Source organism: Micromonospora sp. NPDC047730, from assembly GCF_043204765.1.
Taxonomy (GTDB): Bacteria; Actinomycetota; Actinomycetes; order Mycobacteriales; family Micromonosporaceae; genus Micromonospora.
The window spans coordinates 170,205-183,511 of sequence record NZ_JBIDCU010000014.1; the positions used below are offsets into that span (position 1 = coordinate 170,205).

Annotated in this window: 14 protein-coding genes; 5 read left to right on the plus strand and 9 right to left on the minus strand. The window is 72.3% G+C overall.

Annotation, left to right across the window (positions count from 1 at the left end):
- Positions 1 to 81 precede the first annotated feature (81 nt).
- On the minus strand, positions 82 to 423 hold the full coding sequence (locus ACGF5G_RS27155) for an MmcQ/YjbR family DNA-binding protein (protein ID WP_393267712.1): 342 nt from the start codon (positions 421 to 423) through the stop codon (positions 82 to 84).
- A gap of 128 nt (positions 424 to 551) precedes the next feature.
- Between ACGF5G_RS27155 and ACGF5G_RS27160 the strand changes: the two genes are divergently transcribed.
- Positions 552 to 1,742, plus strand: a complete 1,191-nt coding sequence (locus ACGF5G_RS27160) for an endonuclease (RefSeq protein WP_393267714.1) — start codon at positions 552 to 554, stop codon at positions 1,740 to 1,742.
- Positions 1,743 to 1,763: 21 nt separating this feature from the next.
- Here ACGF5G_RS27160 and ACGF5G_RS27165 read toward each other — a convergent pair whose 3' ends face one another.
- The 6 genes from ACGF5G_RS27165 to ACGF5G_RS27190 all read right to left on the minus strand — a co-directional run bounded on the left by ACGF5G_RS27165 (position 1,764) and on the right by ACGF5G_RS27190 (position 6,914).
- Positions 1,764 to 2,729, minus strand: a complete 966-nt coding sequence (locus tag ACGF5G_RS27165; RefSeq protein WP_393267717.1) for an ion transporter — start codon at positions 2,727 to 2,729, stop codon at positions 1,764 to 1,766.
- A 113-nt stretch (positions 2,730 to 2,842) separates the two neighbouring features.
- Positions 2,843 to 3,874: an MBL fold metallo-hydrolase gene (locus ACGF5G_RS27170; RefSeq protein ID WP_393267720.1), complete on the minus strand. Its 1,032-nt coding sequence runs from the start codon at positions 3,872 to 3,874 to the stop codon at positions 2,843 to 2,845.
- Positions 3,875 to 3,939: 65 nt separating this feature from the next.
- Positions 3,940 to 4,572, minus strand: a complete 633-nt coding sequence (locus ACGF5G_RS27175; protein ID WP_393267723.1) for a hypothetical protein — start codon at positions 4,570 to 4,572, stop codon at positions 3,940 to 3,942.
- 432 nt (positions 4,573 to 5,004) lie between these two features.
- Positions 5,005 to 5,478: a molybdenum cofactor biosysynthesis protein gene (locus ACGF5G_RS27180; protein WP_393267726.1), complete on the minus strand. Its 474-nt coding sequence runs from the start codon at positions 5,476 to 5,478 to the stop codon at positions 5,005 to 5,007.
- A gap of 216 nt (positions 5,479 to 5,694) precedes the next feature.
- The gene (locus tag ACGF5G_RS27185) at positions 5,695 to 6,171 is read right to left on the minus strand and encodes a macro domain-containing protein (RefSeq protein ID WP_393267729.1); all 477 of its coding nucleotides are present in this window, start codon (positions 6,169 to 6,171) and stop codon (positions 5,695 to 5,697) included.
- A 62-nt stretch (positions 6,172 to 6,233) separates the two neighbouring features.
- Positions 6,234 to 6,914, minus strand: a complete 681-nt coding sequence (locus ACGF5G_RS27190) for a M23 family metallopeptidase (RefSeq protein WP_393267732.1) — start codon at positions 6,912 to 6,914, stop codon at positions 6,234 to 6,236.
- 190 nt (positions 6,915 to 7,104) lie between these two features.
- Here ACGF5G_RS27190 and ACGF5G_RS27195 point away from each other — a divergent pair, with 190 nt between their 5' ends.
- Both ACGF5G_RS27195 and ACGF5G_RS27200 read left to right on the plus strand, forming a co-directional pair.
- The gene (locus ACGF5G_RS27195) at positions 7,105 to 7,632 is read left to right on the plus strand and encodes a dihydrofolate reductase family protein (protein WP_393267735.1); all 528 of its coding nucleotides are present in this window, start codon (positions 7,105 to 7,107) and stop codon (positions 7,630 to 7,632) included.
- Between the two features lie 146 nt (positions 7,633 to 7,778).
- Entirely contained in the window at positions 7,779 to 8,438 is a 660-nt protein-coding gene (locus tag ACGF5G_RS27200; protein ID WP_393267738.1) for an HNH endonuclease family protein, read from the plus strand.
- A 97-nt stretch (positions 8,439 to 8,535) separates the two neighbouring features.
- On the opposite strand, the gene ACGF5G_RS27205 is transcribed toward ACGF5G_RS27200, so the two are convergent.
- On the minus strand, positions 8,536 to 10,782 hold the full coding sequence (locus ACGF5G_RS27205; protein WP_393267739.1) for an ATP-binding protein: 2,247 nt from the start codon (positions 10,780 to 10,782) through the stop codon (positions 8,536 to 8,538).
- 163 nt (positions 10,783 to 10,945) lie between these two features.
- Between ACGF5G_RS27205 and ACGF5G_RS27210 the strand changes: the two genes are divergently transcribed.
- Together ACGF5G_RS27210 and ACGF5G_RS27215 are read left to right on the plus strand one after the other, a co-directional pair.
- A complete protein-coding gene (locus ACGF5G_RS27210; protein WP_393267742.1) occupies positions 10,946 to 11,401 on the plus strand; it encodes a carboxymuconolactone decarboxylase family protein in 456 nt (151 codons plus the stop codon).
- Positions 11,402 to 11,525: 124 nt separating this feature from the next.
- Entirely contained in the window at positions 11,526 to 11,984 is a 459-nt protein-coding gene (locus ACGF5G_RS27215) for an iron chaperone (protein WP_393267744.1), read from the plus strand.
- 79 nt (positions 11,985 to 12,063) lie between these two features.
- Here the strand turns inward: ACGF5G_RS27215 and ACGF5G_RS27220 are convergent.
- Positions 12,064 to 13,307, minus strand: a 1,244-nt coding sequence (locus ACGF5G_RS27220) for a low temperature requirement protein A (protein ID WP_393267747.1), incomplete at its 5' end; no start/stop codon positions are given.

Here is a 13,307-nt window from a genome sequence, read left to right on the forward strand (position 1 = left end):
GCGATTCTCCTGCCGGCCGGGCCGCCCCGGCGGCGCCGCCGGTGTGCTCTCCGTCGGGCTGCTGGTCGTCGGGGCGCCTCCTCAGCCGCCCAGTCGCTGGCGCGCGAGGAACTTGGGCACGACCATCCGCCAGGCCTCCGTCACCAGCTCCGTCATGTGGTCGCGGTCGAGCCGGTCAAGGCGACAGCACACCCAGTTGAAGCGCAGGTCGGCCGCGTCGGGCAGGAAGAACAGGTCCGGGTCGCCGGCGACGAGCCCGGCGCGTTCCTCCTTCGGGTACGCGAACCCCATCGTCGTCTCGTCCCGGGAGAACGCGACGTAGACGAGGGAACCGACGCGGAACTTCACGCGGTCCCGGATGAGGTGCTCGGTGGTCCGTGGCAGCGTCAGTGCCAGTGGGCGGACGTCGGCGACGGTGACCATGCCCCGACGGTAGTGGCCGGCCGGGCCGAGGGAGACCCGGCGCCGCCGACGGCTCGCGCCCGAAATGTTGCGCTCCCGCTCTCCCTGCGTTCACGCCCACACCGCTAGCATCGCTGTCCATGAATACGATGAGCAGTATCCGCTCGCGGCCCAGAAGGCTCGCGACGGCGTTCGCGCTGGCCGCCGTGCTGGTGGCGCCCGTGGTGGTGACGACGGCGGTGGCCTCGGCCGCCACCACCCTGACCGTGGCCCAGGCGCTCGCCGCACAGGACGGTCGGACGGCGACCGTGACCGGCTACGTGATCGGCCAACCGACCAGCAACACGACCGTGCTGCGGTCGGGCTTCACGTCCGACACCGCGATCGCGATCGCCGACACGGCGGCCGAGACCAGCCCGAGCAGGATGCTCTACGTCCAGGTCACCGCCGCGTACCGGAGCACCTTCGGGCTGCTCACCAACCCCGGCCTGCGGGGCCAGCGCGTCACCGCCACCGGCACGCTGACCGCCTACTTCAGCCACGGCGGCCTGAAGGACCCGACGGCGATGACCCTCGGCGACGGTGGCGGCACGCCTTCGCCGACCCAGTCGCCGACTCCGGGCCCGTCCCCGACCTCGCCCGGCGGCGGGTACGACTCCACCTACTACGCCAGCGCGATCGGCAAGACCGGCCCGGCGCTGCGCAGCTCGCTGCACTCGATCATCAAGGTGCACACCAAGCTCTCCTACGACCAGGTGTGGGAGGCGCTGCGGGACACCGACCAGGACCCGGCGAACGCCAACAACGTGATCCTGCTCTACACCGGCCGGTCGCAGAGCAAGACCAGCAACGGCGGCGACCCCGACGACTGGAACCGCGAGCACGTCTGGGCCAAGTCGCACGGCGACTTCGGCACCGCGACCGGCCCGGGCACCGACGTCCACCACCTGCGGCCGACCGACGTCTCGGTCAACTCCACGCGGGGCAACAAGGACTTCGACACCGGCGGCAGCCCCGTCGCCGAGGCGCCCGGCTGCTACACGGACGCCGACTCGTGGGAGCCGCGCAACGCGGTGAAGGGCGACGTGGCCCGCATGATCATGTACATGGCGATCCGGTACGAGGGCACCGACGGCTGGCCCAACCTGGAGATGAACCAGTCGGTCAACAACGGCACCGCCCCGTACCACGGCCGGATGTCGGTGCTGCTGCAGTGGAACCAGCTCGACCCGCCGGACGCCTTCGAGAAGCGCCGCAACCAGCGGATCTACGAGCGCTGGCAGGGCAACCGGAACCCGTTCGTCGACCATCCGGAGTGGGCGACGGCCATCTGGGGCTGACCCGACACCGCGGCCGGTCCCCTAACCGGGGGGCCGGCCGCCCGCGCGTTCGCCGTGGTGGTGGCGTGCCGGGCCGTGGCCGTCCTCCCGGTCGATGCGCAGCTCCCGTTCCAGCTCGACGATGACCGCCCGCAGGTCGTCCAGCCGCTGGGTCAGTGCGATCCGGTCCACCTCGTCCGGCACGCCGTCGCCGTCCTCGTCGTAGTCGGGCGACAACCGCTCGGTCATCTCCAGCCGACGGGCCTCCTCCATCGAGTTCACGATGACGGCGATCAGGATGTTCAGCAGCAGGTTCACCGTGATCATCACGTAGCTGACGTAGTAGAGCAGCGTCCACGGCGACACCGCCATGCCCTGCGCGATGAGGTCCGGCAGGGTCTCCAGCGACAACAACACGAACAGGGTCAGCAGGGAACGACCGATGTCGCCGTACTGCTCCGGATAGCGCTCCCCGAAGATCAGCCAGCCGGCCATGCCGTAGACGTAGAGGGTCACGGCGGCCAGCGCGAGGAAGCCGGCGACGCCGGGGATGCTGCGCCACAGAGCCGCCACGATCGTGCGCAGCCCCGGCGAGAACCGCACCAGCCGCAGCACCCGGGCGACCCGTACGAAGCGCAGCAGCGCCGAGTCGCCGTGCAGGCCGGGGATGAAGATCGCCGCCGTCACCAGGAAGTCGAAGACGTTCCAGCCGTGCCGGAAGAAGTCCTGCGGCCGGCGGCCGTACGCCAGCACCCGGATGGCGATCTCGCCGACGAAGACCAGCCGGAACAGCCACTCGCACCAGCGCAGGGCCCGCCCCGCGGCGCCGAGGTCCGGGTACGTCTCGACGCCGAGCACCACCCCGTTCGCCATGATGACCACGACGATGAGCACCTCGAACGGCCGCGACCGGGCGATCCGGGCGCACCGTTCCGCCACGCCCGGCCGGCCCCCGGGCGCAGCCGCCGACCCGCCACCCCGCTGGGTGGGCACCGACGGGCGGCTCACCGCCCCCACACCCCCGTGCCGCTCCGGGCGGCCGCGGACGGGTCGTCGGGCAGGAGCGGGGTAGGCATGCGGACAGCCTAAGGCGAGCCCGGGACGCGATTTTCGCGCCGCGTTCAGGCGCTCGCGTAGCAGCGCAACCCGTCGGCGTCGGCCCGGGTCAGGCGCCCCTGCGCAACCAGCAGCTCGAGGTGCGCCGCGGTCTCGGTGACGGCGAGCATCCGGTTGAACACGTCCAGGTCGCCCAGCTCGCGTTCCCGCCTGGTCCAGCGCAGCCGCGACGCGACCTCGTACGCCGACTGCGCGCCACGGGCGACGGCGACCTCCGTCTCGTCGAGCCGCGCGCCGTGGTGCGCGACCAGCTCGTCGACGCGTGCGTGCACGCTCGGGGTCACCGGCCCGTGCGCCGGGAGCAGCCGCGCGTCGGGCCGCTGCCGCACCAGCGCGAGCGAGCCGAGGAAGTCGCCGAGGGGGTTCGCGGAGAGCACGGGCTCGAACCCGATCGACGGCGTGATGGTGGGCAGCACGTGGTCGCCGGCGAACAGCAGCCGCGCCCCGGTGTCGTGGAAGACGACGTGGCCGCGGGTGTGCCCCGGGGTCTCGACGACGTGCAGGGTGCGGTCGCCGTGCCGGACCTCGTCGCCGCCGCGGAACCAGTCGTCCGGCAGCTCCCAGTCCTCTTCGGGGACGCGCCCCCGGGTGATCCTCGCCAGGGTGTCGGCCAGCTCGCCCGCGCCGAGCTGCCGCAGGCGGTCGAGCTGCTCGGCGAGCGGGTCCCGCTCCGGCGACATGGTGACCTCGAGGCTGGGGCGCTCGCCGGCACCGAGGCTCACGCGCATGCCGAACTCGCGGCGCAGGTGCACGGCCTGCGTGTAGTGGTCCCGGTGCATGTGCGTCACGAGGAAGCGGCGGACGTCCTTGACCGTCGAGTCCAGCTCCTCCAGCGCCGCGTCGAGGGCGGCCCGCGCCCCGGCGACCGCCCACCCCGAGTCGACCAGCACCAGACCGTCGTCGTGGCGCAGGACGTACACGTTCACCGCCCGCAGGCCGTCATCGGGCAGCGGCAGCGGCACGCGCCAGACCCCGGGGGCGACCTCGAACGTGCCGGGCGTGGTCCAGTCGTCGGGGCTGCCGTCGTCCGAGGTCATGGCCCCGACCATAGTTCCCGTCCGGGCCGGTCCGGGTCCGGGTCCGGCGGGTGCGCCGGTGGGCGTCAGCGCGGCCGGGCGTACGCCAACGGCAGCGGAGTCGGCTGGCCCGCCCAGGCGCCGGTCAGCGTGGCGCCCTCCGGCCGGCTTCCGCCGTCGAGGCGACGCACGACGACCAGGTCGACGGCGTCCGTGACGATGAGCGTCGGGTCGTCCGGCACCACCTGCCGCAGCGCGCCCACGGCCGGGGCGTCGGCACCGGAGGTGCCACCGCCGGTGATGGTCATGCTGGGCTCGCGGCGCTCCAGCCGGCCGTCGATCTCGATGAACTCCTCCGCCTGACCAGTGCCGGCGAGCACGGCGCCCGCGAGCGCCGCGGCGTAGACGGGGTCGCCGCAGGCGTCGTAGACCCAGCGGCGGCCGAGCACCGAGTGCTCCGTGGTGCCGACCAGCCACTCGTCGCCGCCGTCCAGCGGAGCGCCCCGGTACGTGAGCGGGACCTGGTGGATCGGCCCGTCGCCGGCCCGGACGAGCATCGTCTCGATGCCGACCTCGCCAGCCGGGTCGTCGAACCGGTAGGCCGCCACGCGGACGACGTCGGCGTCGTCGGGCCCCTGGTACCACGGCCGGCCGGGCAGCCACGCCGCCAGGAGTTCCAGTTTCGACGGGTGCAGTTCCGCCCGGTGCAGCAGCGCCATACGCCGAATCGTAGAGGCATCCTCGCGATCCGCGCTCACCGCCGCCGGGACGTCTCCGCTCCCCGGGACTTCTCCGCTCCCCGGGCCGACCGGCGAGACAGAGGCCGGACCGCGCCACCCGCCTCCGGGTGACACCCGCCCCGCTGGCGGCCGACGCCGCCCAGCCGGGTGCGGGGTGTGCCCGCGGCGCGCTGTCGAGCTGCCCCGTCCATGAGACCGGACCAGCTCGCCGAGTCGGCCCTACGTCCGCCCACCCGCCCGGCCTTGTGCAGAGTCGAAGCCGCCGGTCCCAGGCAGTCGACGACCGGTGCGCTGGGCCTCGTGGTGACTGGTGCCCCACCCGGTGGGGCAGGTCGACAGTGGTCGGAACGGGTGGTGCCGGCGGCGTGGCTGTCGCCCCGCCGGGACAGGTCGGACCGAGGCCCGGCCCGGCTACCCCTCGACCGTGACGTCGACCGGGCCGACGCGCAGGACACCGTCGTTCAGGGGCGTGCAGCGGACGCCGCCCCGGCCGCGCAGCGCCTTCCACGCGCCGGGCCCGACGGTGACGTCCATCCAGGCGCAGGGGTGTGCCGGCCGGTTGACCCGCAGCCTGACCGGGCCCTCCCCCGAGTCCAGGGTCAACACCGACCCGACCAGTTCGTCCACGGCGATGCCGGCGGTGAGGACGTTCCGCCGGACCTGCACCAGGTCGACACCGGGCGGCAACGACTCCAGCGCGATCACGGTGACGCTCGCCTCCCGGTGCGCAGGCCTGCCGAAGTACCGGTCGCCGACGATGCCCAGGCCCGCCCGGATCCGGACCTCCTCGACCAGCTCGCCGGGCGGCGCCGGCGCCGGGCCGTCCGCGGGGCGGCCCACGTAGCGGTGCACCGGCGAGGCCAGCAACTGCACGATCCGCGGCATGACCGGAGTCTACGAAGCGGTCACCGAGCGCGAACCCCCCGTTGGCCGGGTCAGGACTCCCCGGGGAAGCGGCTCGACCGTTCGCCGAGGGCCGCGCCGGCAGCCGGGCACGGAGGGCCTGGACGGACCAGTCGAGCACCGGCGCCAGGCTGTCGGCCGCCCGGTGTGACGTGGGCGGGCGCGGCGCTCCGGCACGACCAGTTCCCGGCGACGCCGTCACCCGTGGTCGTACACCGTCACGGCGATGTCTCGCGCACAGAGGGTGCGCTCGATGACGGGTTCCATCCGGTTCCAGGTACCGCCGGCGAGCCCGCAACCGATCCGGGGCATGTGCACCGACGCCCCCAACGCCTGCGCCTGGTCGGCGAGCGACGTCAGGCAGCGTTCGACGGCGTCGTAGCGAATGGGCGGGCCGCCGCTGCCGGTCCTGATGCCGCGCTGGCCGACCATGTTCGCCACCCACACGTCCGGCGTGACCCGCACCAGGCGGGTCGCGCCGAGGGCGAAGTCGTTGCTCGCACGGTGCCGGTGCCAGTCGCGGTAGTCGCGTTCGGGCTGGGGCCAGCGACGGGAGATCGCCACCACGAAGCCCCTGCCCCAGCCGCCGAGGTCGTTGCAGATGTGCGCGATCACCTTCGGGCCCTTGGCCTGGGGGCTGGTCGCATCACCCTTGATGATCCTCAACGGTGTCACGCCGGCCAGCATGCCAGCCGCGTACGACGCTCCGGCAGCAAATTACCGCACCGGCACAGCGGCTACCGTTGCCCGGGGGCGCAGTTGTTGCTCGTACGCCTGACCGTGTATTCGGTGTCGTCGTGGGTGATGCCGGACGGCTCGCTGTCGAAGTGGCTCTCGACCTTCTCCCAGCCCCGGCGCTGCTCGTAGTGCAGGTGCGGCGCGCCCGAGTTGCCGGTGCTGCCGAGCCGCCCGATCTGCTCACCCTGGGCGACCCGCTGACCCTCCCGCACCAGGGGCGGTTCGAGCAGGTGCAGGTACTGCGTCTCCCACCTGCCGCCGTGGTCGATCTTCACCCAGTAACCGCCGCCGCGACCGCGCGGACCGTTCGGGTTGTCGGGGGTGCGGCCGCCCAGCGACCCGTTGATCCCGGCCACGGTGACCGTGCCGGCGTAGGACGCGAGCACCGGTCGCCCCCACGCCTCGCCGTCGGTGGGGAACAGGTCGACGTCGTAGTCGTCGTGGCCGGGATAGGTGCCGAGCTGCCAGGTCTCGCCGCAGGCGACGGGGAGTTGGAAGAGCGGGCGCGGACCGGGCGGCCGCAGCAACGGCACGACGACCACGGCGAGGACGACGACGATGGCGGCGACGGCAGCGACCGCGCCGAGCAGGATGGCCCGGCGGGCGGTACGGCTCCGGACGCGGCGGCGGCTGCCCTTGCGGCTGCGGCTGCGGGGACTGGTCGGGTGGCCGGTGGTCACCGTCCAGAGCATGGCAGACGCCGGCAAGACGCGGGCGCGGAGCCCGGCCGGGTCAGCGGGTCCGGTAGGTGAGGGCCTTGACCCGACGGAGGACGAGGACGGTGTCCGCGCCGTCTACCCGCCCTCGGCGTGGCGACTACTTTTCCGGCCGCCGGCCGTCTATTCAGTGACCACTGCGAAAGGAGCCCTCATGGCCAAGCTGCTGTACTCGGCGACGGCGTCGCTCGACGGCTACATCGCCGGCCCGGGCGGCGACATGTCCTGGCTGACTGCTTACCTTGCCGGCGGGAACCCGACGGCGGAGCGCCTGCTGGCCGACGTCGGCGCGATCCTGGCCGGCAACCGCACCTTCGGCGGCGACGACCCGAACCGCGGCACCGACAGCGAGGGCGCGTTCGGCGGCCAGTACCACGGGCCGGTGTTCGTGCTCACCCACCGGCCGCCGGCCGCACCACACCCGGGCGTCACGTTCGTCGGTGACCTGCACAGCGCCGTCGCGCAGGCCAGGGAGGCCGCCGGCGACAAGTACGTGAACATCCTCGGCGCGAACGTCGCCCAGCAGTGCATCGAGGCCGGGCTGCTCGACGAGGTCCTGATGTTCTTCGCCCCGGTGCTGCTCGGCGACGGGGTACGCATGTTCGACCACCCGGGCGGCACCGAGGTGCGGTTGGCGCCGATTCCCGGCGAGACCGCGCACTGGTACAGCGTCGTCTACTGAGCGGTGGTGTGGCCCCTACAGCCACTCGTCGTTTCCCTGAATCGGGCAACGGTCACCGGATGTTCACGGATATCGATCTGGACGATCACTTTCAACTCTGTCTATATGGGTACAGCACCCACCTGCTCTCACCCGGACGGAGCACCATGACCCGCACCCTGCGCGCAACGGCCGTCAGCCTCGCCGCGATCCTGGCCGCCACCCTCGGCGTCGCCCAGCCCGCCTGGGCCGCCAGCTACTCGGCCTCGCTCACCACCGCCGTCGCCGATCTCCCCGTCGCCACCGAGGTACGCACCGGCTACAGCCGCGACCTGTTCCGCCACTGGATCGACGCCGACGGGGACGGTTGCCACACCCGCAACGAGGTCCTCATCGCCGAAGCCACCACCAGGCCGAGCATCAGCGGCACCTGCACCCTGTCCGGTGGCCGCTGGTACTCCTACTACGACGACGCCTACTGGACCCTCACCAGCGACCTCGACATCGACCACATGGTCGCCCTCGCCGAAGCCTGGGACTCCGGAGCCCGCAACTGGACGTCCAGCCGCCGCCAGGCCTTCGCCAACGACCTGGGCGACAGCCGGGCCCTGGTCGCCGTCACCGACAACGTCAACCAGGCCAAGGGGGACCAGGACCCCGCCACCTGGATGCCGCCCTACGCCTCCGCCCGCTGCCGCTACATCAACGAGTGGGTCGCGGTGAAGATCCGCTGGCGGCTCACCGTCGACAGCGCCGAGAAGAGCGCCCTGACCGACTGGGCCAACAACTGCCCCAACGTCACCATCTCCGGCACCTACGCCTACTGACAGCGCGACCCACCCGGCCGGTCCGCCGTCCTCCGGGCCGGCCGGCCGGGCGCCACCGCGGGTCGCCGGCCGTTGGCGTACGGACGGTGGCGATGGCTCAGCGTGCGGCGCGCACGATCTCCCGCGCCGCCCGGGCGCGCTTCTCGTCGTACGGCCGGCCCAGCGCACGCGCGAACTCGATGGTCCGGTCGAGCAGCGCCAGCGCCTCGTCATGGCGGCCCGCCGCGCGGCACGTCTCGGCGTAGGTGTGCAGGAAGTCGATCTCCAGCTGAACCTCGGCCAGCGGCTCCAGCAGCTCGAGGGCCCGCCGGTGGTGTTCGAGCGCCCTCTCAAGTGAACCCATGACCCGCAGCGCGACCCCAAGATAGTTGTGGCACCACGCCTGGTTGTGTTGAAGATTGTTCTGCTCGGACAGCCGTAACGCGTCGTGCAGCGTTCGCAGCGACTCCGCCGGATCGTCGGGTGCCAGTGCGACACCGAGGGTGACCAGCCCGGTGATCTGCGCGGGCCCGTCCGTCAGGGCGACGGATGCCCGGGCGAGTTCGACGGCTTCACGGTGCCGCCCGAGGTGAAGTGTCACCCATCCGTCGAAGGCCAGCGCCTGGGATTGCCCGGCACGGCGCCCGATCCTCTCGAACAGCTCGCGTGCCCGCCGGAAGTGCGCCTGCGCCGCTTCGAGTTCACCGAGATCCCGACGCACGAGGCCGATTCGCAGCGCCAGGGCAGCCGCGATGTCGTCGTCCGGCCTTGCCTGCTCCGCCTGTTCATAGGCGGAGAGCGCCTCGGTGAGGCGGCCGGCGGCGGCACAGGCGTAGCCGAGGTCCGCGAGCAGCGAAGCCCGCTGCTGGTCACGGCCGAGACGTGCCGCGGCGGCTGCGGCCGCTTCGAGCAGGCGCGCCTGGTCGTCGGTTCCGCGGTGCCGGAAGAACCACACCCGCATGGCCTGCGGCAGTTCGGCCACCACCTCGTCCACGCCGAGCCGCACGGCGGCGTCGAAGCAGGCCACCAGGTTGACGTACTCGAGGTCGAACCAGGCCATGGCCTTCGCCGGATCTCCCGGCGAGGGTTCCTTGCGGTACGGCGAGGGCAGGATCTGATCGTGGGCGACCGCCTGCGCCAGACAGTGCCTGAGGACCCGGCGCAGGGCGGCGTCGGCCTGTGGCTCCTCCTCGGCGGCGATGTCCGCCGCGTACTGCCGGATCAGGTCGTGCATCCGGTACCGCCCGGGCGAGGGCTCCTGGACCAGGTGGGCGTCGACCAGCTCCTCCAGCGCCGCGCCGATCCGGTCGGGCGGCAGGTCGGTGAGCGCACCCACCACCGCCGCGTCGAAGTCGGCGCCCGGCAGGACGCCCAGCAGCCGGAACACTCGGCGCTGGACCGCGTCGAGCTGCCGGAGCGACATGCCGAACACGGAGTCGAAGCGGTTGGCGGTGTCGCGCAGCCGCTCGGCCAGCACCGCCACCGTCCAGCCCGGGCGGTGGCGAAGCCGCGCGCCCGCCATCCGTAGCGCCAGGGGGAGCCCGCCGCACTGCCGCAGCACCTGGCTGACCGCTTCCTCCTCGGCGAGCGCGAGCCCGGCCGCCCGGCCGAACAGATGCGCCGCGTCGTCGTTGGTCAGCGGCTCCAGGGACACCGGCGGCACCCCGTCCAGGCTGACCAGCCGGTGGCGACTGGTGACCAGGACCGCGGACTTCCCCGCGCCGGGCAGCAGCGGGCGCACCTGCTCCGCGTCGACCGCGTTGTCGAGCACGACGAGAGCCCGCCGGCGGGACAGCTCCGACCGCCAGAGCGCCGCGCGTTCGGTGGCGCCGGCCGGGGGGTGCGTCACGTCCAACGCGCCCAGCAGCCGGCCCAGCGCGGCCTGCGGCTCCAGCGGCTCCTGGCCAGGGGTGAAGCCGTGCAGGTCGAGGTAGAGCCCGCCGTCCGGATACGTAGGGGCGAGCCGATGGGCCACATGCACGGCCAGGCTGGTCTTGCCCACGCCCGCCATGCCGTCGATCGCGACCGCGCCGGTGGTGTGCAGCAGCTCTTCGACCAGCGCGGACTCCGCTTCCCGGCCGGTGAAGTCGAACAGGTCGGCCGGCAGATCGTTGCGGCGCGGGGCGGGCGCCGCACCGGCCCTGGCCGCCTCGGCCCACACGGCGCGCAGCGGCCGGGGGTCGCGGCCCACCGCCCGGCACAGCGCCACGACGGCCTCCCACGGCGGCACGAGCTGACCGGTCAGGTACCGCGACAGCGACGAGCTGCTCAGACCAGCCTGGCGGGCGAGGGCGCGCAGGCTGAGCCCGCTCAGCTCCTTGAGCCGGGCGAGCTGAGCCACCAGTCGCTCCTGGGGGCTGGACACGCGCAACACCGTACCGTCCCGCACCACGGACCCGGATCGGCGATGCGTTTGCGCTGCTGGACCACGTTCTCCGTGTCCCACGGTGTCCCACGGACCGCGCAGGCCCCGGCGCGCCGGTGGTCGGATGACTCCTGTCAGAGACACCCACGACGAAGGAGAGGCGATGTCGACCGAGCGCATGCCAAACCCGGCGGTTCTGATCCCCGAGGCGATGGAGGCCCTGATGGCGGTCAACAGAGCCATCGCGGGCGCCGGGGTCGACGACAAGCTGCTGGCGCTGAGCCACCTGCGGGCCAGCCAGATCAACGGCTGCGGCCCGTGTGTGGCCGGGGGCGTCCACCAGGCCCGCCAGCACGGCGCGAGCGCAGACCAGGTGCACGCCGTCGCCGCGTGGCGGGAGACGCCCTGGTTCAGCGACGAGGAGCGCGCCGCGCTGGCCCTGACCGAGGCCGTGACCCGGCTCGCCGACCAGCCGGACCCGGTGCCGGACCAGGTGTGGGACGTGGCCGCCACGCACTTCGACCAGAAGGAGTTGGCCGCGCTGCTGCTCAACATCGCGATCACCAACGCCTTCAACCGGCTCAACGCGCCGACCCGCCAGCAGGCCGGCACGTGGTGACGTTGTTGCTGATCACGGCCGAAGAGACCGGTCAACGCTGAACCAACCGGTGGAAGTCGGCCCCGGAGAAGGCGCCACCGACCAGTACCGCCCGAAGCCCACCCGTCACCGAGAGGACGTTGTCATGTCGAGCACGACGAAGACCACCACCGCGAACGGCGAGAAGTACGACGGTTTCACCGACGAGGAGCGCGGCGCGATGAAGGAGCGCGCCAAGGAGCTGAAGAGGGGCGCTCGGCGGGGCGCCAAGGCCGACACGGAGCGCGAGGTGCTCGCGAAGATCGCCGAGATGTCGGAGTCCGACCGCGTGATCGCCGAGCGCCTGCACACCCTGATCAAGGCCAACGCGCCGGTCCTCACACCCAAGCTGTGGTACGGGATGCCCGCGTACGCCCGCGACGGCAAGGTGGTCTGCTTCTTCCAGAGCGCGGCGAAGTTCAAGACGCGGTACGCGGTGCTCGGCTTCAGTGACGAGGCGAACCTCGACGAGGGCGCCATGTGGCCGACCTACTTCGCGCTGACCGAGCTGACCGCCGACGTCGAGGCCAGGATCGGCGCGCTCGTGAAGCAGGCGGTGAGCTGAGGAGCGGGCGCTCCGACGCGCCGAGGCCGTCGCCGGCACCCGACCCACACGCCGCCTGTTCCGGTCACAGCGTGCGCGTTCATCGGTGTCGGCGACGCCACGTCGTCTCCTCGGCCTCCAGTTCCCGCTGTTCGGCAAGCCTGGATGTGCGTACGCGCCGACGGAGCTGTCTGGTGCGGATGCTCTGCGCGACGATCAGGGCGGTGGCGACCAGCACCAGGAGGGTCAGTGCGGCGATGGCGGACAGCCGGTCCGCTACCGGAATCAGCGCCGCCAGGAGCAAGATCCTGGTCACCTGGAACCAGTCGGACCGGCGGACGGCACGGCGCTCGAAGCCCTGCACCGCCAGGAGGTAGAGAATGACTCCGCCGTACAGGACGTAGACCTCGGCTCCGCTGAGCACATCCTCGAAACTGGGCACCGTGGGCTCGGCGATGTTGGTGAGGACCCGCTTGAGCCCGAGGGCGAACAGGATGATCCCGGCGATCATCGGCAGGTGCAGGTAGGTGTAGGCGTCCCGCGCGAGCGCGGCCCGCGTGCGGCCCCGGGCGCCGTGCAGCATGTGTTCGGCGGCGATGGCGCGGACGTCGAAGTAGACCCACCAGAGCGCCGAGATCAGGACGATGCCGAGCGCGGAGGCGAGAATGATGGGCCAGGTGGGCGGCCATCCCACCGCGAGGTTGGAAGCTGTCCCGAGGGAGATGACCGACTCGCCGAGCGCGATCAGGACGATCTGGGCATGACGTTCCGCCCAGTGCCCGGCCGAGACGACGGTCAGGCCCTCGGTCCGGACGACCGCGCTGACGGTGTACTCGACGGCGATGGCCAGCAGCCACAGGCCGGCCCGGGCGCCGAACTCGGCGGTGCCGGTGAAGAGCCGCTGCGGCACGAGTGCGGCGACGAGCAGCAGCGCCGTGCTGACCAGCGCCGGCGCGACGAGCCCCGACCACCGGCGGCGCAACTGCCGGTCGCCACGCACGGCGTGCCAGAGAGCCAGCACCTGCAGCGCCCGTAGCAGGAAATAGCAGGTGGCGAAGACCAGGTCTCCCGGCAGCCCGTGCGGCGCGTCCGAGAAGGCGTCCGGGATCGTCACCGCCAGCACGAAGACAACGATCATGGTCGCGAACCCGACCAGGGGCATCACACCCTGGTCGACGCGTACGACGTTGCCCAGCGCGACGAAGGTGGTCCAGGCGAACCAGAGCAGGGCCAGGATCAGAAGGCTCTTTGAGGTGTACCAAGGATCCTGGACATGTCCTCCGAGTTGAGAGGATGAGTCCATGCCCGAGCAGCGTCGTCGGTTCAGCCCGCAGTTCAAGGCCG